Origin of the sequence: Micromonospora sp. DT228 (genome assembly GCF_049841595.1) — a bacterium.
GTDB lineage: Bacteria > Actinomycetota > Actinomycetes > Mycobacteriales > Micromonosporaceae > Micromonospora.
On the sequence record NZ_JBNCKO010000017.1, the window covers coordinates 99,367 to 119,194 of the forward strand.

The window sequence follows — 19,828 nt, forward strand, 5'->3', positions numbered from 1 at the left end:
TGGGTGGGCCGTCACGGGTGCAGCCGTCGGCGGTAGGTGACCCGGGCGACCAGGAAGCCGCCGACCGCGAGGGTCAGCAGGTAGGCGATGTGGACGGAACTGCCGGTGATCGTCGCCGTGCCGAGGCTGAGGGTGCGGCACAGTTCCACCCCGTGCCACAGCGGCAGCAGGTAGGACACCGGGCGGATCCACTCCGGTAGCTGGGAGACGGCGAAGAACGTGCCGGAGAACATGTAGAGCGGCATGATGACGAAGCGGAACACCGTGTCGATGTGGCGCAGTTTGCGTACCCCGACCGCCCACGCGGCGGCCGGCGCCGCGAACGCGACTCCGGTAAGTGTCGCGCCGAGCAGGGCGCCGAGCGCCCACCAACCCTCGATCAGTCCGAACGCGGCCATCACCACGATGAAGGCGCCGCTGGCGATGAGCACCCGGACGGTGATGAAGAGCAGGTGCCCGGCGGCGAGTTGCTCCGGGGCCAGTGGCGTCGGGGTGGCGCTGCGGTACGCCCCGAACCCCGCGGCGCGGGCGACTCCCCCGGACCCCTCCAGGAACGCGTTCTGCATCGCCGCGGCGGCCAGCATGCCCGGGGCGAAGAACGCCGCGTAGGAGACGCCGGCGATCTGGGCCGGCGCGTTGTCGTCGACGAGGGCGCCCAGGCCGGCGCCGATGCCGATGAGGAACAGCAACGGGTTCAGGACGTTGAGCACGATCGAGCCGCGCCAGGTGCGTCGGTAGCGGACCATCCAGTAGCCGAATGCGTGCAGCACGTGGTCTCCCCCGCTACTCGATGAGCGATCGGCCGGTGAGCGTGAGGAACACGTCCTCCAACGTGGCGCGACGGACCAGTGCGGTGAGCGGCGTGAGCGACATGGCGTGCACCGCGGCGAGGGCGCCCTCGCCGTCGGCGGTGTAGACGAGCACCCGGTCGGGAAGCGACTCGACGCGGCCGTCGGTGTCGTTGCCGCCGGTGGCCAGGGCCGATGTCCGCAGCTTCTCCGTGACGGTGTCCCGTTCGTCGAGACGGAACCGCAGTTCCAGGACCTCCCGGGTGGCGTACCTGGTGATCAGGTCCCGAGGGGAGCCCTGCGCGACGATCCGGCCGTGGTCGACCACGATGAGCCGGTCGCAGAGCTGCTCGGCCTCGTCCATGTAGTGCGTGGTGAGGATGAGCGTGACGCCGTCCTGCTTGAGCTGGAAGAGCCGGTCCCACAGGATGTGCCGGGCTTGCGGGTCGAGACCTGTGGTGGGCTCGTCGAGGAGCAGGATGTCGGGTTCGTTGATCAGGGAACGGGCGATGGTCAGCCGTCGGCGCATACCGCCGGAGAGCGTCTCGACCTGGTCGCCGGCCTTCTCCCGAAGCTGGGCGAAATCCAGCAGTCGGGTCGCGCGGTCCCGGATGACGGCCCGCGGCAGGCTGAAGTACCGCCCGTAGATGTGCAGGTTCTCCCGGACGGTCAGCTCGTTGTCCAGGTAGTCGTCCTGCGTCACGACGCCCAACCGGGCGCGGATCTCGGGCCCCTGTCGCATTGGGTCCATGCCGAGCACGCGCAGGCTGCCGCCGCTGATCGGCGACGTCGCGGCGATCATCCGCATGGTGGTGGACTTGCCGGCGCCGTTGGGGCCGAGCAGCCCGAAGGACTCTCCCCGCTGGACCTCGAAGTCGATGCCGTCGACCGCGTGGAACTCCGCTGTGGACCCACGCGGCGGATAGACCTTGGTCAACTGTCTGGCCTGGACCATGGGCTGCTCGATCACCATGGCAGCCTACGGAAAACAAACAGCACACTGCAAGATTTGAGCACGCCAATGAAATTTTAGGTGCGGCGATGATCTCGCTTGTCTCCCTCGACCGGCGCTGCGAGAGTCGTCGGATGCCAGCGGTGACCGGTGCCGACCTGCTCCAGGCGGCCGACGAGATGACCCAGGTGTTGCACCCCCACCACGAGCGCGACTGGTCCGTGCCCGCCGGCCCGCTGACCTGGAGCTGCTGGACCACCGCCGCGCACATCGCGCACGACCTGCTGGCGTACGCCGGCCAGGTCACCGGCCGCCCAGAGGACGGCTACCTGCCGTACGACCTGCAGGTCTCCCCCGACGCGAGCCCGGCGCAGACCCTCATCGTCGCGCGCGCCTGCGCCGGGCTGCTCGCCGCCGCCGTCGACGCCGCCCCGCCCGACACGCGGGCCTGGCACTGGGGTCCCTGCGACCCGGCTGGCTTCGCCGCGATGGGGGTGGCCGAGACCCTGCTGCACACCCATGACATCACCGTCGGTCTCGGTGTGCCCTGGCAGCCGCCGCAGCGGTTGAGCGCGGCGGTGCTGCGGCGACTCTTCCCGGACGCCCCGGAGGGTGTCGCGTCCGAGGTCCTGTTGTGGATGACCGGCCGCGGTGACCTGCCCGGCCGGGCACGACGCACCTCGTGGACGTGGCAGGCGGCGGTGGGCTGAGCCTAGCCGGCGCGCAACGAGTGCCGGTGACCGTCCAGCGGAAAGGGCGGCCGGGCCGGCAGCACCTCCTGCAACACGTAGCCGCTCTTCTGCGCCACCCGGCAGGACGCCAGGTTGTCCACCTGGTGCAGCAGGTCGAGACGTTTTAGCGCGGGGAACGTGTCGAACGCCCACCGGCTGAGCGCGGTGACCGCCCGCGGGGCGACGCCGCGCCCACGCGCCCACGATGCGGTCCAGTAACCCACCTCGGGCGCGGGCCAATCCTCGCTGACCCATTTGAGCACCACGTTCGCCACCAGCCGCGGACCGTCCGCGTCGTCCTCGACGACCGCGAAGCTGTACCGCCGTCCGGCGTCCCAGTCCTCCTGCACCCGCTGCAGCCACTGCCGGCCCTCGGCCGGGTTGGTCACCGGCAGCCGGGTCCACCGGCGCAACACCGGGTCCCGGTACGCGTCCAGCAGGGCGTCCAGGTCGTCGTCCGCCCAGGGACGCAGGGCCAGGCCCGACATCGAGGAGACACCGGACGTCCGTCGGTCGATCACCATCGGCACAGTCTGCCGGTGCCGGGCACGGCCGAGCAGACGGGTCAGCGCAAGCGGCGACGCCAGGGCAACCACCAGGCGCGGCGGGGCCGGCGTGGCGCGACGACGGTCGCCCGGTCGGTCTTCGGCGTCGGGAGGCCGGGCGGGGCGTGCTCGGCGCGCCAGCGGCGGACCACCTCGTCGGCGTTCACCGGACGCACCGCCACGCGGGGGCCGTCGGGGTTGCGAAGCCACGCCACGATCTGCGCGTTCAACTGCCCCACGAAGTCGCGTACGGCCTGCTCGGTGGGCAGGTCCCGCACCTCGTCGGGGACCTGCTCGACGCGTCGGCGCAGTTGCAACGGGGTGGGTAGGAGCAGGTCGCTGGGCAGCGCCTCCCGCTCCAGGAAGCTCTTGATCCACCACGACTCGTCGTACGGTGTTCCCCGGCCGGGGATCGGCTTGCCCATGCCGGGCAGGTCGTCGAACTCGCCGCGTTGCACGGCTCCCCGGATCTGCGCCTCCACTGCCGCTTCCCACGCCTCGGTCACCCTGCGGCACCTCCCCTGGCCACCGTAACGCGCCGCCTCGGGACGGCGACACGCGCTCGTAGGGGGTCAGCGCGCCCGCGCCGGTGACCATTCCCGGCGGCGATCGACCGGGGGGTTTCGGCCCGGGTGACCGGATTCGGGGCCACCATCATCCAGGTGGCTCTCGGCCAGCGTGGTCATCTCGGCCTACGGTCGGTGCGGGGCTGCCGAACGGGGGGAATCGTCATGGTGAGCACGGGGGCACTGCTGGGCATCGCGCTCGTCGGGTTGGGGCTGGTCCTCACGCCCGGCCCGAACATGGTCTACCTGGTGTCCCGCTCGGTGGCGCAGGGCCGCAAGGCCGGGCTGATCTCACTGCTCGGGGTGGCGGCCGGTTTCGGGGTGTACCTGGCGGCGGCGGTCGCCGGCCTGGCCACCGTCTTCGTGCTGGTGCCGACCCTCTACGCGGTGGTGAAGCTGGCCGGTGCCGGTTACCTGCTCTGGCTGGCCTGGCGGACGCTGCGTCCGGGCGGGCACTCACCGTTCACGCCGACGCCGCTGCCACCGGATCCGCCCCGGCGGCTGTTCACCATGGGTCTGGTCACCAACCTGCTGAACCCGAAGATCGCGATCCTCTACGTGTCGGTGCTGCCCCAGTTCATCGACCCGGCGCGCGGGCACGTGGCGACGCAGAGTCTGCTGCTCGGGCTGACCCAGATCGCCGTCGCGCTGATCGTGAACATGGCGATCGTGCTCAGCGCCGGCACGTTGGCCGGGTTCTTCGCCCGCCGACCGGGGTGGCTGCGGGTGCAGCGGTGGGTGACCGGGACCGCCCTCGCGGCGCTGGCCGTCCGGATCGCCGCCGACCGCTCCCGCGCGGCGGTCGCCACGCCCTGACCGGACGGTCACCGCCCCGGTGGCGGCGGAATCGCACCGCCGCCCCCGGGGTAGCGCCCGACCGGCGAACCTCACCGCCCCCGGTGGCGGCGGAGCATCCCGGCGGCCAGCGGCGCGGCGTCCAGGTCGCCGGCGGCGAGCCGGGCGGCGAGGGTACGACGGACCAGCCGATCGGCGAGCGCGGGCGCGTGCCGGCCGACGGCCATCTCCAGCCGACCGCGCGTCGTGGTCGCCACGTCGCGAGGCGCCCGCCGCGCGGTGGCGGTACGCAGGATCGCCGCGACGACCCCCTCGACGGGCTCGGGGCGGGACACCCCGCGCAGGGACAGGCCGGCCTCGGCGGTGCTCTGGTGGATGGGTGAGACGACCATGCTCGGGTAGACCACGCTCACCCCGACGTGCGTGCCCACCTCGTGGCGCAGCGCGTCGGCGTACGCGACCAGAGCGCGTTTGCTGACCCCGTACGCGGCGGCGAGCGGCAGGGGCAGCACCGCCATCCGACTGGCCACGAAGATGACTCGTCCGCGCGCGGTGAGCAGCGGTGGCAGCGCCGCGGCGGTGGTCCGCCAGGCGGCGAGCAGGTTGACCTCCAGTTGCCGGCGGACCACCTCGTCGGGTGGCAGCTCGGCGGGGGCGGGGCCACCGACACCGGCGTTGTTGATCAGCAGGTCGAGGCCGCCGAGTCGGTCGACCGCGGCGCGCACCGCCGGTGCCACGGCGTCCGGGTCGGTCAGGTCGCAGCCGAGCACCGGCAGGTCGCCGTCGGGGCGCGCGTGCAGGTCGAGCCCCACCACCTGAGCGCCGGCGGCGGTGAACGCCGTGCCGAGATGCCGGCCGAAGGTGCCGCTCGCGCCGGTCAGTAACACCCGACGGCCGGCCAGCCGACCCGTCACGGCCGCACCCCGACCGAGGAGGCCGCGCCATCCGCGCCGGCACGGGCACGGCGGGTTCCGGCGGCCAGCTCGCGGGCAAGTTCGGCCAGGTAGACGTCGAAGTCCACGCGCATCGCCGGGCGGCGCTGGCCCCACCGGGCGGTCGCGGCCCGCAACTCGGCCCGGCACACGGCCCGCTGTCGGTCCGCGTCCGGCAGCGCGTACCGGCCGGCGAGGTGCGCGGCGATCACCTTGGCCTGCGCCTCCACCAGGGGGAACGCCGACCCGGTGGACTGCATCAACCCCACGAAGGTCAGGCCCGGGGCGTCGGTGTGGAACACGTGCCGGTACAGCGGCAGGCTGTCGGCGCCAGCGCCGAGCAGCGCCGGGTCGAGGAACGGGATCGCCACCCGGTAGCCGGTGCACCAGATGATCACCTCGACGCTGTCGCTGCGGCCGTCGGTGAACTCGACCCGGTCCCCGTCGAGGGCGGCGACGCCGGGTCGGGCCTCGACGTCGCCGTGGGTCAGCCGCGACAGCAGCCCGTCGGAGAGCGTCGGATGGTCCTGCAGGAAGCCGTGCGTGGGCGCGGGCAGCCCGTAGCGGGCGGGACTGCCGACGGTGGCGCTCAGCGTCGCCTGGCTGATGCGTTGGCGCAGTCGCCACGGCAGCCGGCGGGCCAACGCCCCGTTCAGGGTGTCCGAGGGGCGGCCCAGCAGGTATTTCGGCACCACCCAGACGCCCCGGCGCAGCGAGAGCAGGGTACGACTGGCGGTGTACGAGGCGTCCACCGCGATGTCCATCGCGGAGTTGCCGCCGCCGACGACCAGGACCCGCCGGCCGGCCAGTTGCTCCGGGCCGCGGTAGTCGTGGCTGTGCAGCTGCTCGGCCGTGCAGGTGCCCGGGTACGACGGATCGGGAAGCCGGGGCACCCGGTTGTGCCCGTTGGCGACGACCACGGCGTCGACGGTGACGGTGACCGGCCCGTCCGGTCCGTTCGCGACGACCGTCCAGGTGCCGGCCGCGTCCTGGGTGACCCGCTCGACGGTGTGCCGCAGCCGGATGTCCGCGCCCAGCCCGAAACGGTCGGCGTAGCCGGCGAGGTAGCCGGCGACCCGGCGGTGGTCGGGATAGTCGGGCCAGTCGGTGGGCATCGGATGGTCGGCGAACTCGGTGCGGCCCCGGCTGGTGTTCAGGTGCAGCGTGCGGTACGCGGGCGAGTCGGGTGCCCCGTACACCCAGAGGCCACCGACCTGCTCGGCGGCCTCGAAGCCGAGCACCGGCACCGCGGCGTCGCGCAGTGCCTTGACGGCGGCGAGCCCGGCCGCGCCGGCGCCGATCACCGCCACCCTGGGTGGTACACCCATCGCCGCCCCCACTAATCCAACGTCTGATGGATAATCGTCGGACGGCGGCGCCCCGTCAAGTGCGCGCCGACCCGTACAGGCCGTCGAGCAGGCGGTGCACGAACGCCCGGAACTCGCGCCGCTCCCGCGCGCCCGGCACGCCCGCCGCCAGCGCCACCACGTGTCCGTGCGTCGCCCAGACCAGGCTGCGGACGGTGATGTGCGGGGTCGGCTCGGCCAGCGCCCCGGCCGCCGCGGCGGTGGTGAGCAAATCCGCGACCAGCCGGTACAACGGCTCGGCGTAGCGCTTGTCCAGCTCGGCGTGCCGCTGCGGTTCGAGCCAGCGCCGCAGCCACAGCGCGGTGGTCTCCGGGCGGTCCTCCAGGAAGTCGACGAAAACGTCGAAAAGGTCGTGCAGGGCGCGCCGGGCCGCGTCCGGCCCCGCGTCGAGAGCGGCGCGGGCCTGCTCGGCGGCCTTGGTGAGCACCTCCCGCTCGGCGGTGAAGACCCGGGCGAAGCAGGCGTCGTAGAGCGCCGCCTTCGTACCCGTGTGGTGCGCGACCGTGGCGACGTCGACCCCGGCGGCGGCGGCGACCTCCCGCAGCCCGACGGCGTCGAAACCACGCTCGGCGAACAGCGCGGTCGCCGCGGTGAGCACCACCTCGCGGGTCGGCCGGGTCTCGTCGCGGCGGGGCCGACCGGGACGGCGTCGGGGCATGGTCATGGCCGCCATTCTGCCCCTAGAATCCAGCAACCGTTGGATTACCGAGGGGATGCGGCGATGACCGGGCTCGACCGGCGGCCCGTGGCCGCCACCGACGCGACACTTGCCCGTGGACCCCTGGCGGGCTTCGCGGCCGGCTCGCTCGGCATGGGTGTCTGGGTGACGGTGCCCGGCCTGCTGCTGCTGTACTTCCTCACCGACGTGCTGGCGGTCGGGCCGTGGTTGGCCGGCCTCGCGCTGCTGCTGCCGAAGATCGCCGACGTGCTGCTGCACCCCTGGGTGGGCCACCGCGCCGACGTCGAGCAGACCCGCCGCGGCGACAGGCGTCGCCTGCTGCTGCTCGGCTGTGCCCTGCCGATCGCGTTCGCCGCGCTCTTCGCGGTGCCCGGCGGGCTGACCGGCGCGCCGGCGGCCGCGTGGGTGGCGGTGTTCTTCGTCGCCGGCAACCTGCTCTTCGCCGCCTACCAGGTCCCCTACCTGGCCACCCCGGCCGACCTGCGGATCGGTTATGACGAACGCACCCGGCTGATGGCGTTCCGAATGGTCGTGCTGACCCTGGGCATCCTGCTGTCCGGGTTGCTGGCCCCGCTGCTCACCGGCGGCGACGCCGCGACCCGGGGCGGCTACCAGCGGATGGGGGTGGTCCTCGCCGTCGGCATGCTGGCCGCCATGCTCGTCGGTGTCGCCGGCATCGCCCGGCTGCGAGGCGGCGCGGCGGACCCCACACGAGCGGGGCACGGCGGGTGGCGGGCACTGCGCACCGCGCTGCGCGACCGACAGTTCCGCTGGCTGGTGACCGCGTACCTGGCCATGTCCACCGCCACCCACCTGGTGCTCGCCGGGGTGCCCTACTACGCCGAGTACGAGCTGCGCGCGCCCGGTCTGACCACGGTGCTGGTGGCCGCGTTCGTGGCGCCGGCGCTGCTGGTGACCCCGCTGTGGCTGGTGGTGGCCCGCCGGGTCGGCAAGCAGCGGGCGTTGCTCGGCGCGCAGGGCGCGTTCGCCCTCGGCTCGCTGGTGCTCGCGGTGGGCCGCCCGGCCGGCCTGCCGGTGCTCATCGCCGCGGTGGCGGTGCTCGGGGTGGCGTTCGCCGGCATGCAACTGCTGCCCTTCTCGATGCTGCCCGACGTGATCCGCGCCGCCACCGACCGCACCGCGGCCGCCGCCGGCACCGCGACGGGCGACGGCACCGCGGCCGCCGACGGCACCGGCGGGGCGACCGGCGCCGGCACCTACACCGGGGTGTGGACGGCCACCGAGGCCACCGGCGCGGCCCTGGGTCCGTACGCGTACGCGCTGTGCCTGGCCGTTGGCGGTTTCGTGGCCTCGACGGCCGGTGCGTCGCCGACGCAGCCGGACGCGGCGCTGGCGGCGGTCCGCTACGGCTTCGGGGTGCTGCCGGCGGTGGCGATGCTCGCGGCGCTGCTGCTGCAACGCCGCTACACCCTGGACGCGAGCGCCCGCGCCGCGCGCTGACCCCGCCGCGGTGCGCCGGGCGTCGCCGCCCGGCACTAGACTGCCACCTCGATGGACGCCCAGCCCACCACCACCGAGACCCGCCCGTGCGCCCACTGTGGACAGCCGGTGCCGCAGCGGGTCGGCGCGGGCCGACCGTTTCGGTACTGCCGGGACAACGACGGCGCCTGCCAGCGCGCCTCCCGCAACAGCCGGATGCGCCACCGCAACGCCCCCGGCCTGCCGGGGCAGGTGGCCCGCACCTGGGAGGCGGTGGACCGCCTCGACCAGATCGTCGAGACGTTGACCGAGTCCCTGCACGCCGAGTTGTCCCCGGTGGGTGTGCAGCGTCAGATCGCGCAGGCCCGCGCGGAGGCCGCCACCGAGGTCGCGGCGGCGCAGACCGAACGCGACGAGGCCCGCGACGACGCCGAGACCGCCGCCGCCGACGCGGCGCGTGCCCGGGAGCAGGCCCGCACGGCTCTCGCCGACGCCGACGAGGCCCGGCGGCGCGCCGAGCAGGAGCGCCAGCAGGCCACCGCGGCCGACGAGCGGGCGCGGCACGCCGAGGCCGCCCGCGACCAGGCGCGCCACGACGTCAGCGCCGCCGAGGCGTTGCGCGCCCAGGCCGAACGCGACCGGGACCAGGCCCGCGCCGAGGTGCGGGACCTGCGCACGCAACGCGACGCCGAGCGGCAGCGGGTGGCCGACCTGACCGGTGAACGCGACGCGGCCCGTGCCGACGTCGAGCGGGCCACCCGGGTCGCCGCCGACGCGACCGAGCGGGCCGGGCGGTGGCAGGCCGAGGTGCAGGACGTGCGCCGCCAGATCGAGCAGGCCCGCGCCGACGCCGCGCGCGCCCGCGCCGAGGCCGCCGACGCCACCCGCGCCCGGGAGCAGGCCGACCGGGCCCGCGACCGCGCCCAGGTCGCCGCCCGCCAGGTCGACGACGCCCGGCAGGAGGTCGCGGAGGTGGCGGCGCGCCTGCGCGCGGAGCTGACCGCCACCGCCGCCCAGCGCGACACGCTCACCGCCGAGCTGACCGCGGCCCGGCAGGCGGCGGCCACCGCCGAGGGCCAGGTCACCGCCCTGACGGTACGACTCGACGCCGCCGTCGGTGACCGCGACCTGGCCCAGCGGCGGGTGGCGCAGCTCGGTGACCAGGTCAGCGACCTGGCGGTGGCGCTGGCCCGGCTCGGCTCGCCGCCGCCGACCGGCTGAGCCGGCCGGGGCGCAACTTCCGCTGCCCCCGGGCGGTTAACCTCCCCGGTGGCAGCGGAACCACGTCCCCGTTGCGACAGTCCTGGGGATCACCCGGCCGGGTGCGCGTCCCGGCCGGCTACCCTTGGTCGCGGCCCACCCGTGGACGCCTCACGCCCTCGGGCGGGAATGGCTCGACGGGAACGCGCCGTTACACCCAGAAGACCAGCACCACGAACGAGGGGAAGTCGATCATGGGCGAGCGTATGCTGCGCGGAAGCCGCCTTGGCGCGGTGAGCTACGAATCCGACCGCAACACGGAGCTCGCGCCGCGTCAGACCCGCGAGTACCTCTGCGCCAAGGGCCATCAGTTCGAGGTGCCGTTCGCCGTCGACGCCGAGGTCCCGATGACCTGGGAATGCAAGTTCGACGGCAGCGTCGCCCGACTCGTCGACGGCAACGAGCCGGAGCAGAAGAAGGCCAAGCCGCCGCGTACCCACTGGGACATGCTGCTGGAGCGGCGCTCGATCGCCGAGCTCGAGGACATCCTCGAGGAGCGCCTGCAGGAGGTGCGGACCCGCCGCGGCCGCGCCTGAGTCACACGACACCAACGCCCCCGGGTCATCCCCGGGGGCGTTGTCGTGTCTGCGTGCGGTGCGCGGCCTACTGGCGTCCGGGCTCGATGATCTCGCCCTCGATGGCCCGACCGCCGTCGACCACCACCGGCTGCTGCGGCTGCGGGGTCGGTTGCGGCGCACCCTGGCGCACCCGCACGGTGCGGGGGCCGAACAGGTCACCGGCGACCATCGACGACACCCGCCGCTCGGTGGCGCGTCGCACCCCGGCGCGGGCCAGTCGACGCACCGGAGGCACGAGCAGCAGCAACCCGATCAACCCGCTGACCAGACCGGGCGCCGCCAGCAACAGGGCCCCGCCCAGACCCACGAGCCCGTCGGTCACCTGCCCACCCGGTGGCTGCCCGGCCGCCGCGGCGGAGCGGAAACCACGCCAGGCGCGCATCCCCTCCCGGCGCAGCAACACCAGGCCCACCAGGGACGCGGCGAACACCAGCAGCACCGCCGCCCCGAACCCCAGCGCCCGCCCGACCCCGACGAACACCAACAACTCCAGCACCACCGTCAGCAACAGGGCCAACGGCACGAACCTCAGTCCTCGGCGCATCTCACCTCATCGCCATTCCCGCGACACCACGGACGTGTCCCGCTCATCCAGCATGACACGGCCCCGCTCACGGCCACCGCGCCTGACCGGTGGACGTGCCGTGCAGGCCACGGCGTACCGCCTGCCGCCGGTCCTGCACACCCCACGCGGTGATCCGCCACAGCGCCTCGGCCACGATCCGCGGGCTCATCTTGCTGTCCCCGCGTTCGCGTTCGGCGAAGGTGATCGGCACCTCCACGATCCGCACCCCGGCCCGGTGCGCCAGCCGGGACAACTCCACCTGGAACGAGTAACCCTGCGACGTCACCGACCCCAGGTCGATGGCGTCCAACGCGCTGATCCGGTACACCCGGTAACCGCCGGTGGCGTCCGAGACGGGCATGCCCAGGGCGAGGCGCGCGTACAGGTTGCCGCCGCGCGACAGCAGCAGCCGCCGCAGCGGCCAGTTGAGCACCTGCGCGCCGCTGGTCCACCGTGACCCGATCACCACGTCGGCGTCGCGGGCGGCGTCGAGCAGCGCCGGCAGGTCCTCCGGCGCGTGTGAGCCGTCGGCGTCCATCTCCACGACCGCCTGGTAGTCGCGTTCGCGCGCCCACCCGAACCCCGCCAGGTACGCCGCGCCGAGGCCCTGCTTGCCCTGGCGGTGCAGCACCTGCACGTGCGCGTCGCCGTCGGCGAGGGCGTCGGCGATCGCGCCGGTGCCGTCGGGGCTGTTGTCGTCGGCGATGAGGATCCGCACCGCCGGTACGGCGCGCCGGACCCGACCCACGATCGCGGCGATGTTGTCGGCCTCGTTGTAGGTGGGGATCACCACCAGCACCCGGCCCACACCCGGCACCTCGTCCGGGCGTCGGATCGTATCGGTCGCCTGGATCACGGTTCCTCCGCTCCCGCCGGCGTACCGGCTGTTGCTATCCGGGCATGACCCGCTGCCGCCGGCGCAGCACCGCCGCGCCCACCAGGGCCGCCACGGCCAGCGCGGCGAACGTCACCTCCGGCCACCAGCCGAGGCGGGTGGCGAGGGTACGCCCGTCGTCGAGCCGCAACTGCCGCACCACGACCTCCCGGGTGTTGAACCCGGTGGCATCGCTTACCCGCCCGTCGGGTGCGACGAACCCGGACACCCCGACCGTGGACGCCATCAACGCCGGCCGGCCGTGCTCCACCGCCCGCAGCCGCACCATGGCCATCTGCTGGCGGGCCTCCGCCACGTTGAAGGTGGCGTTGTTGGTCTGCACCACCAGCAGTTGCGCGCCGCCGGTGACGGTGTCGCGGACCACCTGGTCGTAGGCGACCTCGAAGCAGATCACGTCACCGAGCACGACGGGCCCGGCGCGTACCACGCCCGGGGTGCTTCCGGGTACGAAGTCGCTGCGGATCAGGTCGACCTGCTTGCTGACCCTCCGGGCGATGTCGCGCAGCGGCACGTACTCGGCGAACGGCACGGGGTGGCGTTTGGTGTAGAGCTGGCTCAGGTCGGCGCCGGTGCCGGGCCGCCACAGGATGCCGGCGTTGCGGACCTGCCCGGGGCCGGGGCCGAGCAGCACCGCGCCGACCAGGATCGGCGCGCGGACCGCATCGGCGGCCTGGGAGATCCGCGCCCCGGCGGCCGGGTTGCGCAGCGGGTCGATGTCGCTGGAGTTCTCCGGCCACACCACCAGGTCGGGTTGACGTTCCTGGCCGGCGGCGACCCGCGCGGCCAACGCGATCGTGGCGTCGGCGTGGTTGTTGAGCACCGCCTGCCGTTGGGCGTTGAAGTCCAGGCCCAGCCGCGGCACGTTGCCCTGCACGATGGCCACGGTGGCGGTGGCGCCGGACCCGGCGGTGGCGACCGGCACGAGCAGCCCGGCGAGGGTCAGCGCGAGGGCCACAACGGCCGGTACGGCCACCGGCGCCCACCGCCGCCCGGCAGTGACCCCCTGCGGGCCGTCGGCGTCCTGGGGGCCCTCAGCGGGCGAGGTGCGCCGGGCTGTCGCCCAGGCCCGCCACCCGGCGGTGACCAGCAACCCGCCGACGAGCGCCGTCGTGAAGGTCACCAGCGGGGCGCCGCCCAGCGCGGCCAGGCGCAGCAGCGGGGAGGAGTCCTGGCTGAACGCCAACCGACCCCACGGGAACCCACCGAACGGGGTGCGGTCGCGCAGCGCCTCCTGCCCCACCCACAGCAGCCCGGTCAGCACCGGCCACGCCCAGCGGACCCGCTCGGCCAGCGGCGACACCCAGGCGGTGGCCACGCCGAGCACCGCCAGGTAACCGGCCTGCAGCAACGACAGCAGCACCCACGGCAGGTAACCGGTGTGCAGGTTGGTCCAGGCCAGCAGCGGGGCGAACAGCGTCACCCCGGTCAGGAAGCCCACGCCGGCGCCGGCGCGCAACCGCCGCCGGTGTGCGGCGGCGGCCAGCAACGCCACCCCGACCGGTGCCAGCGGCCACACCCCGTACGGGGGAAACGCCACCAGCAGGGCCAGCCCGGCGGCCACGGCCAGCGGCACGGCGACGCTCAGCGGCAGCGGCCGGCCCGGGCCGACCGGTCGGGGCGGCGCTGCCGGGCTGTGCGCGTCTTCCCGGTCCAGAATCGTCACCGCTTCACCTCGATCACGGGGCGAAGGCTACCTGGCTGGCCTGCGAACCGACCGCATCGGGCCGGCGGGCACACACCGCCCAGCGGACATGAAATCGGGGCGCGGCTCACGCCGCGCCCCGATGCTCCCAGGCCCTTCCCGGCCGGTGTGGCGAGAATGGGGCACGACGACCTTCGGACCGACCAGACGTGGACTGGCTGCCCCCGCCGGGCCGTTGTCTACTGGCCGTGCACCTCACCCTGCCCGTACACCGGTAACCGCGGCCGGTTCGCGCCGCCCCGCCGACCCCCGCCCGCTGGACCTGGCCGCCGCGACGATGACGCTGAAAAATGTCGCTCGGCCAGCGGACGAGAGGACGAAGCGAACAACAGCCGCTTCCCGTGGTAGGACTCAAAGACGGTACGTGCCAACCCCCGTCGCTTGTCAACCCACCCCCGGCCTGTCGTGTGTTGCGCCACGGCGTGTCGGGTCGGCGAGTCTCAATGCGTGCGCAGCTGGTGGCGCAGCAGCGCCACCGCCGCCGCCCGGTGCTCCTCGGCGAGCAACCCCCCGGCGGCCAGCACGTAGTCGACGTCGACGACCGCCGCGGCGGCGCGGGGCAACGCCCACCCACCGGCGTGGTCGGCCAGGACCGCCGCCAACACCCGCCCGGACGTGTCCGTCGGCGCGTGCCGCAACACTCCCCCGGAACCCACCAGCAGCCGCACGTCACGCAGGTCCCGCCCGGACCGTTCACCGGTGGCGGCGCCCCGGGCGTGCCGGCGCAACGCCACCGTCGCGGCGAGGGTGGCGATGCGGGCGTCCACGGCCCGTTCGGCGTCGTCCACGGCCAGCAACGCCGGGTCGGCGGCCCGCCGCGCCGCCGCGACGCCCAGCTCGTCGGCCTCGTCCGCGGTGAGCAGCCGCTCCTCGACGGCGGCCCGCACGACCCCGGGGGCGCTCCACCGCATGCCCAGGTCACCCTCCACGGTCCGGGCCCGCCACAGGTTCCCGGCGACCTCCCGCGCCGGCCCGCTGGCCCGCTCGTCGGGGGTGAGCACCGAGTACACGTCGGTGGTGGCGCCACCCACGTCGACCACGGCGAGGTCACCGCCGATGGTGTCGGCGAGCACCTCCACACCGGTGAGCACCACATCCGGGGTGGCCGCCCGCACCAGCCGCGCGAACCGGGCGCCCCTCGACAGCCGCTTACCGCCGATGACGTGACGCAGGAACACCGCGCGGATCGCCGCCCGCGCCGACGCCGGGGCGAGCACCCCGATGCGGGGCAGGACGTTGTCGGCGTCGGTGACCGGCACTCCGGCGTCACGCAGCAGCCCGGTCAGCTCCTCGCGGACGTCGCCGTTGCCGGCGTACACCACCGGCACCCGCCACCGGGCGCGGGCCAGCCGGGTCGCGTTGTGGGTGATCGTCTCGGCGTCACCGCCGTCGGTGCCGCCGACGAGCAGCACCACGTCGCATCGGGCCGCCCGCAGCGTCGTCAGGTCCGCCGCGCCGAGCCGACCGGCCGCCACGTGCACCACGTGCGCGCCGGCGGACAACCCGACCCGCCGGCCCGCCTGCGCGGTGACCAGCGGCTCGTAGCCGATCACGGCCAGCCGCAGCCCACCACCGGCCGACGAGCACACGTACCACGGCGCGTCACGCACCCCCAGCCCGGCGGTGGCCGCCGCGACCGCGGCGTCCAGGCCGTGCAGCACGTCGCTGCGCACCGTGGTCGGCGCGGCCGCCGCGCCCACCAGCACACCGGCGGCCAGGTCCACCACCGCCGCCTTGGTGTACGTCGACCCGACGTCCGCGCAGACCGCCAGGCTCACGACGCGGCGGGAACGACCACGGTGCCGGTCGCGGTGACCGCCACGATCGGCGGGTCGAGGACCTCGGCGGCGGACTCGGAGCGCTCCGGTCGGCCCCGGCACACCACCGCGCAGCTCAGTTCCAGGGTGCGGCTGCGGGTGCCGACCCGCGACACCCGCGCGGTCACCTGCACCACGTCACCGGCGCGGATGGGCGCGTGGAACCGCACGTCGGAATAACCGGCGAACAGGCCCTCGTCGGAGTCGGTGCGGATGCACACCTCGGTGGCGACGTCACCGAACAGTCCGAGGGCGTACGCCCCGTCGACGAGGTTGCCGGCGTAGTGGGCGTGCGCGTACGGCACATACCGCCGGTGTGTCACCGTCAACCCGAGCCGTGCGTCGGTCATGCTGCCGCCTTCCGCTGCGTGATCAGGGCGTGCACGAGGTAGCTGGCCACCTCGCCGGGCGTGGTGCCGCGACCGAAGATGCGGTCCACGCCCAACTCGTCGGTCATCGACTCGTCGAAGCGGGGACCACCGACGATCAGCAGCGGCCGCCGCCCCGCCGGCATCGCCTCCCGGAACGCCGCGGACATCTCCCGGGTGTTGTGCAGGTGCGCGTCGCGTTGGGTGACCACCTGCGACACCAGCACCGCGTCGGCCTTCTCCACCCGGGCGGTCTCCACCAACTCCGGCACGCTGACCTGCGCACCCATGTTGGTGACCTTCAACTCCCGGTAGTACTCCAGGCCCTTCTCCCCCGCGATGCCCTTGACGTTGAGGATCGCGTCGATGCCCACTGTGTGCGCGTCGGTGCCGATGCACGCCCCGACCACCGACAGCTTGCGCCGCAACCGCTGCTTGATCACCGTGTTGACGTCCTTGGCCGACAGCAGCGCGAAGTCGCGCTCCACCACCCGCACCGCGTTGAGGTCGACCAGATGGTTGACCCGCCCGTAGACCACGAAGAACGTGAATCCGTCACCCATCGGTTTCGCGTGCACCACCATCGCCGGGTCGATGCCCATCTTGGTGGCCAACTGCACCGCCGCGCCCTCGGCCCGCTTGTCGTGAACCACCGGCAGGGTGAACGACACCTGCACCATCCCGTCGCCGGTGGTGTCCCCGTACGGCCGCACGATCTGCTTGCTCACGCGGCAGCCTCCAGGATGTCGGTGGCCGGGTTGCAGTAGTCCGCCTCGTGCGCGGCGACCCCGGCCAGGCCCTTGCCCCGATCCGCGGGCCGCTTCATGATCCCGAACGTGCCCTCGGCGATCGCCGTGAGCAACGTCTGCTCCCCGATGCGCTCCAGCAGGTCCAGGGCCTCACCGAGGACCTGGTTGGCGCGGCGGCGGATGAACCCGCCGGGCGCCGGAACGAAGTCCTCGTGCAGCCCACCGGCCGCCCCCAGCACGTAGCGCACGTTCTGCAACGCGATGTCCCGGTCGGACAACCACGGCGTCACCACCGCCTCGGTCATCATCCCCACCAGCAGGATGCCCTGACCGGTCAGCGCCCCGGCCAGGTTGAAGAACCCGTCGAGCAGGTTGCCCCGGAACACGTCACCTGTCATGTGCTTCGTCGGCGGCATCCACTTCAACGGCGCGTCCGGGAACAACTCCCGGGCCAGCAGGGCGTGCGCCAACTCCAACCGGAACGACTCCGGCACCTCCGGATTGATCTCGAACGCGTGCCCCAACCCCAACTGCCAGTCCGCCAACCCCGCCTCGTGCGCGAAGAACTCGTTGAGCAACTGCGACACCGTCACCGTGTGCGCCTCGTCGACGGCGTCCGCGGTGGTCAGGTAGTTGTCCTCACCGGTGTTGATGATGATCCCGGCGCGGGCGTGCACCTGCCGGGAGAACCGCTGGTCGACGAACGTGCGCACCGGGTTGATGTCGCGAAACAGGATCCCGTACATCGAGTCGTTCAACATCATGTCGAGACGTTCCAACCCGGCCAGGGTCGCCATCTCCGGCATGCACAACCCGGACGCGTAGTTGGTCAACCGCACGTAGCGGCCCACCTCCCTCGACGACTCGTCCAACGCCGCCCGCATCAGCCGGAAGTTCTCCTGCGTGGCGTACGTGCCGGCGAACCCCTCCCGGGTCGCGCCCTCGGGCACGTAGTCCAGCAGCGACTGCCCCGTGGAGCGGATCACCGCGATCACGTCCGCGCCCGCCCGCGCCGCCGCCTGCGCCTGCGGAATGTCCTCGTAGATGTCCCCGGTCGCCACGATCAGGTAGATCCACGGCCGCTGTTTCGGGTCACCGTGGCGCTTGACGAGCCGATCCCGCTCGGCGCGCCGCCGGTCGATGCGCCGGATACCCGCGCCGACCGCCCGACGCGCCGCCGACCGGGCCGCCGTCGCCGCCCGCCCGGTGGGCTGGGTGAACCGCACCGACCCGGCGGCGGCCTTCTGCGCCAGCAACGTCACGTCGGTGCTGCCCTCACGCACCAGCGCGTCGAACACCGGCACCGCCACGCCGTGACCCAACCCCACATCCGCGGCGACCGCGTCGACAAGCCGGTTCACCCACGGAATGCCGTCCGGGTCGGCACCGGTCACCCCGGCCAACCGCAGCACCGCCCGCTCCACCGACACCGTGGTGTGGCTGCGCGCCAGGTCCACCACCGGCTGCCCGGCCCGACGCGCCAACTCCCGGGCCCGCGCCACCAGCACCGGATCAAGATCAAGCTTTCCGGTCATGATGACCCTTCCTCGTAGATGACCTCACCGCGCAGCACCAGACGCCGACACACCGGCAACGGCGTCGGGTCGTCCGGACCCCGCTGCTCCGGGTCCTCGGCCAACAACACCGGCAGACCCCGCTCCACCCCCGCGGGCGTCGACCACACCGCGAACGTCGCCGGCGCGCCCAACGCGAGGACCCCCTCCACGTCCAGGTGCACCGCCCGCCACCCACCACGGGTGTGCGCCGCGAACGCCGAGCGCACACCCATCCGCTGCGCCGGGTTGTGGTGCGCCGCCGCCGCCCGCACCGACCCCCACGGATCCAACGGCGTCACCGGCGAGTCCGACCCGAACGCCAACGCCACCCCCACCGAGTGCATCGCACCCACCGGGTTCGACTCCAACGACCGGTCCAACCCCAACCGCGACTCGTACATCCGACCCGCACCACCCCACAACCTGTCGAACGCCGGCTGCATACTCGCCACCACCCCGTACTCCACGAACCCGGCGATCAACCGCTTGTTCATGATCTCCGCATGCTCGATGCGGTGCCGGGCAGCCCGCAGCCGCTCCACACCCAACGTCCGCGCCGCGCCCGCGAAACCGTCGAGCACCGTGCCGATCGCCGCGTCACCGATCGCGTGGAACCCGCCCTGCACGCCGTGCGCCGCACAGTCCAGCAGATGATCACGCACCTGCTCGGCCGTCAGATACCCGTGCCCACACCCGTCACCATCGCCGTACGCCTGCGACACGTGCGCCGTCCGCGCACCCAACGCGCCATCGGCGAACAGGTCACCACCGGCGCCCACCGCACCCAACTCCCGGGCCCGCGCCGCGCCACCCAACTCACCCCAGTACCCGTACACCTCCGGCAACCCCGCACCCGAGATGCCCAACAGACCGGTGAAGTCCTCCTCGTCGGAGATCTCCGGCCCACCACACTCGTGCACCGCCGCGATCCCCAACGACGCCGCGTGCGACAGGGCCACCCGCTGCGCGGCGACCCGCTGCGCCCGACTCACCGACCCCTGCGCCGCCGCCCGCACCACGTGATGCGCATCGCGACGCAACCACCCCGACGCGTCGTAACCGGCCGCCTCGACCACCTCGGGGAACGCCGCCAGCAACGCCGAGGACACCAACGCCGAATGCAACGACGCCTGCGACAGATACACCCGCCGCCCGCCCGCCGCCCGACCCACTGCCGCCGCGTCCGGCACCGTCGCGTCCGACCAGGCCGACTCGTCCCAGCCGTGCCCCAGCACCACCGCGTCCGCCGGCAGACCCGCCGCGAACCCGGCCACCGCGTCCAGCAACTGCCCCGCCGAGCGCACCCCGGCCAGATCCAGCCCGGACAACGCCAACCCGGTGTCGGTGGCGTGCACGTGCGCGTCGACGAACGCCGGCGTCACCAATGCCCCACCCAGATCCACCACCTTCTGGGCCGGCGGCGCGTCACCGTCGGTCCCCAACCAGGTGATCCGCCCACCGGACACCAGCAGCGCGGTGGCGCTCGGGTCGGCGGGACAGTGCAGCACGCCGCCGCGGTACAACGTCGAGGGGTTCGTCATGG

General features: G+C 73.7%; 20 protein-coding genes. 5 read left to right on the top strand and 15 right to left on the bottom strand.

Annotated features, from left to right (window positions below):
• Window positions 1–11: 11 nt before the first annotated feature.
• Both ACLQ29_RS28020 and ACLQ29_RS28025 read right to left on the bottom strand, forming a co-directional pair.
• Window positions 12–770: an ABC transporter permease gene (locus ACLQ29_RS28020; protein ID WP_425774424.1), complete on the bottom strand. Its 759-nt coding sequence runs from the start codon at window positions 768–770 to the stop codon at window positions 12–14.
• Window positions 771–783: 13 nt separating this feature from the next.
• The gene (locus tag ACLQ29_RS28025) at window positions 784–1,761 is read right to left on the bottom strand and encodes an ABC transporter ATP-binding protein (RefSeq protein WP_425774425.1); all 978 of its coding nucleotides are present in this window, start codon (window positions 1,759–1,761) and stop codon (window positions 784–786) included.
• A 113-nt stretch (window positions 1,762–1,874) separates the two neighbouring features.
• On the opposite strand from ACLQ29_RS28025, the gene ACLQ29_RS28030 reads away from it, so the two are divergent.
• Window positions 1,875–2,450, top strand: a complete 576-nt coding sequence (locus tag ACLQ29_RS28030; RefSeq protein ID WP_425774482.1) for a maleylpyruvate isomerase N-terminal domain-containing protein — start codon at window positions 1,875–1,877, stop codon at window positions 2,448–2,450.
• Window positions 2,451–2,452: 2 nt separating this feature from the next.
• Here ACLQ29_RS28030 and ACLQ29_RS28035 read toward each other — a convergent pair whose 3' ends face one another.
• Together ACLQ29_RS28035 and ACLQ29_RS28040 are read right to left on the bottom strand one after the other, a co-directional pair.
• The gene (locus tag ACLQ29_RS28035; RefSeq protein ID WP_425774426.1) at window positions 2,453–2,995 is read right to left on the bottom strand and encodes a GNAT family N-acetyltransferase; all 543 of its coding nucleotides are present in this window, start codon (window positions 2,993–2,995) and stop codon (window positions 2,453–2,455) included.
• 41 nt (window positions 2,996–3,036) lie between these two features.
• Complete coding sequence (locus tag ACLQ29_RS28040; RefSeq protein WP_425774427.1) at window positions 3,037–3,522, bottom strand: DUF1992 domain-containing protein; 486 nt, start codon at window positions 3,520–3,522, stop codon at window positions 3,037–3,039.
• A 225-nt stretch (window positions 3,523–3,747) separates the two neighbouring features.
• Between ACLQ29_RS28040 and ACLQ29_RS28045 the strand changes: the two genes are divergently transcribed.
• Window positions 3,748–4,398, top strand: coding sequence for a LysE family translocator (locus ACLQ29_RS28045; RefSeq protein ID WP_425774428.1), 651 nt, complete (start codon window positions 3,748–3,750; stop codon window positions 4,396–4,398).
• Between the two features lie 71 nt (window positions 4,399–4,469).
• Here the strand turns inward: ACLQ29_RS28045 and ACLQ29_RS28050 are convergent, their stop codons facing one another.
• Genes ACLQ29_RS28050 through ACLQ29_RS28060 form a run of 3 tightly spaced genes read right to left on the bottom strand, consistent with a single transcriptional unit; the run spans window position 4,470 to window position 7,340 of the window.
• A complete protein-coding gene (locus tag ACLQ29_RS28050; protein WP_425774429.1) occupies window positions 4,470–5,291 on the bottom strand; it encodes an SDR family NAD(P)-dependent oxidoreductase in 822 nt (273 codons plus the stop codon).
• Window positions 5,288–6,637: a flavin-containing monooxygenase gene (locus ACLQ29_RS28055; RefSeq protein WP_425774430.1), complete on the bottom strand. Its 1,350-nt coding sequence runs from the start codon at window positions 6,635–6,637 to the stop codon at window positions 5,288–5,290. Before ACLQ29_RS28055 ends, ACLQ29_RS28050 begins: the two co-directional genes overlap by 4 nt.
• Before the next feature lie 55 nt (window positions 6,638–6,692).
• Complete coding sequence (locus tag ACLQ29_RS28060) at window positions 6,693–7,340, bottom strand: TetR/AcrR family transcriptional regulator (RefSeq protein WP_425774431.1); 648 nt, start codon at window positions 7,338–7,340, stop codon at window positions 6,693–6,695.
• 57 nt (window positions 7,341–7,397) lie between these two features.
• On the opposite strand from ACLQ29_RS28060, the gene ACLQ29_RS28065 reads away from it, so the two are divergent.
• The 3 genes from ACLQ29_RS28065 (at window position 7,398) to ACLQ29_RS28075 (ending at window position 10,591) form a co-directional block, all read left to right on the top strand.
• On the top strand, window positions 7,398–8,816 hold the full coding sequence (locus tag ACLQ29_RS28065; protein WP_425774432.1) for an MFS transporter: 1,419 nt from the start codon (window positions 7,398–7,400) through the stop codon (window positions 8,814–8,816).
• 51 nt (window positions 8,817–8,867) lie between these two features.
• Window positions 8,868–10,016: a hypothetical protein gene (locus tag ACLQ29_RS28070; RefSeq protein WP_425774433.1), complete on the top strand. Its 1,149-nt coding sequence runs from the start codon at window positions 8,868–8,870 to the stop codon at window positions 10,014–10,016.
• A 233-nt stretch (window positions 10,017–10,249) separates the two neighbouring features.
• Window positions 10,250–10,591 carry an RNA polymerase-binding protein RbpA gene (locus ACLQ29_RS28075; protein ID WP_030489777.1) on the top strand — a complete coding sequence of 114 codons (342 nt, stop codon included), beginning with the start codon at window positions 10,250–10,252 and terminating at the stop codon, window positions 10,589–10,591.
• Between the two features lie 67 nt (window positions 10,592–10,658).
• Here the strand turns inward: ACLQ29_RS28075 and ACLQ29_RS28080 are convergent, their stop codons facing one another.
• The 8 genes from ACLQ29_RS28080 to ACLQ29_RS28115 all read right to left on the bottom strand — a co-directional run bounded on the left by ACLQ29_RS28080 (window position 10,659) and on the right by ACLQ29_RS28115 (window position 19,826).
• Window positions 10,659–11,177, bottom strand: a complete 519-nt coding sequence (locus tag ACLQ29_RS28080; protein ID WP_425774434.1) for an FxsA family protein — start codon at window positions 11,175–11,177, stop codon at window positions 10,659–10,661.
• Window positions 11,178–11,244: 67 nt separating this feature from the next.
• Window positions 11,245–12,054, bottom strand: coding sequence for a polyprenol monophosphomannose synthase (locus tag ACLQ29_RS28085; RefSeq protein ID WP_425774435.1), 810 nt, complete (start codon window positions 12,052–12,054; stop codon window positions 11,245–11,247).
• Window positions 12,055–12,088: 34 nt separating this feature from the next.
• Window positions 12,089–13,747 (bottom strand): apolipoprotein N-acyltransferase, encoded by a 1,659-nt coding sequence (gene lnt, locus ACLQ29_RS28090; protein ID WP_425774483.1) that lies wholly within the window; start codon window positions 13,745–13,747, stop codon window positions 12,089–12,091.
• Between the two features lie 488 nt (window positions 13,748–14,235).
• Complete coding sequence (locus ACLQ29_RS28095; protein WP_425774436.1) at window positions 14,236–15,573, bottom strand: glutamate mutase L; 1,338 nt, start codon at window positions 15,571–15,573, stop codon at window positions 14,236–14,238.
• The gene (locus tag ACLQ29_RS28100; protein ID WP_425774437.1) at window positions 15,570–15,962 is read right to left on the bottom strand and encodes a hotdog domain-containing protein; all 393 of its coding nucleotides are present in this window, start codon (window positions 15,960–15,962) and stop codon (window positions 15,570–15,572) included. Before ACLQ29_RS28100 ends, ACLQ29_RS28095 begins: the two co-directional genes overlap by 4 nt.
• Entirely contained in the window at window positions 15,959–16,708 is a 750-nt protein-coding gene (locus tag ACLQ29_RS28105; protein WP_425774438.1) for an OAM dimerization domain-containing protein, read from the bottom strand. The genes ACLQ29_RS28100 and ACLQ29_RS28105 overlap by 4 nt, the downstream gene beginning before the upstream one ends.
• Entirely contained in the window at window positions 16,705–18,264 is a 1,560-nt protein-coding gene (locus tag ACLQ29_RS28110; protein WP_425774439.1) for a lysine 5,6-aminomutase subunit alpha, read from the bottom strand. Before ACLQ29_RS28110 ends, ACLQ29_RS28105 begins: the two co-directional genes overlap by 4 nt.
• On the bottom strand, window positions 18,261–19,826 hold the full coding sequence (locus tag ACLQ29_RS28115; protein ID WP_425774440.1) for an amidohydrolase: 1,566 nt from the start codon (window positions 19,824–19,826) through the stop codon (window positions 18,261–18,263). Before ACLQ29_RS28115 ends, ACLQ29_RS28110 begins: the two co-directional genes overlap by 4 nt.
• Window positions 19,827–19,828: the final 2 nt, after the last annotated feature.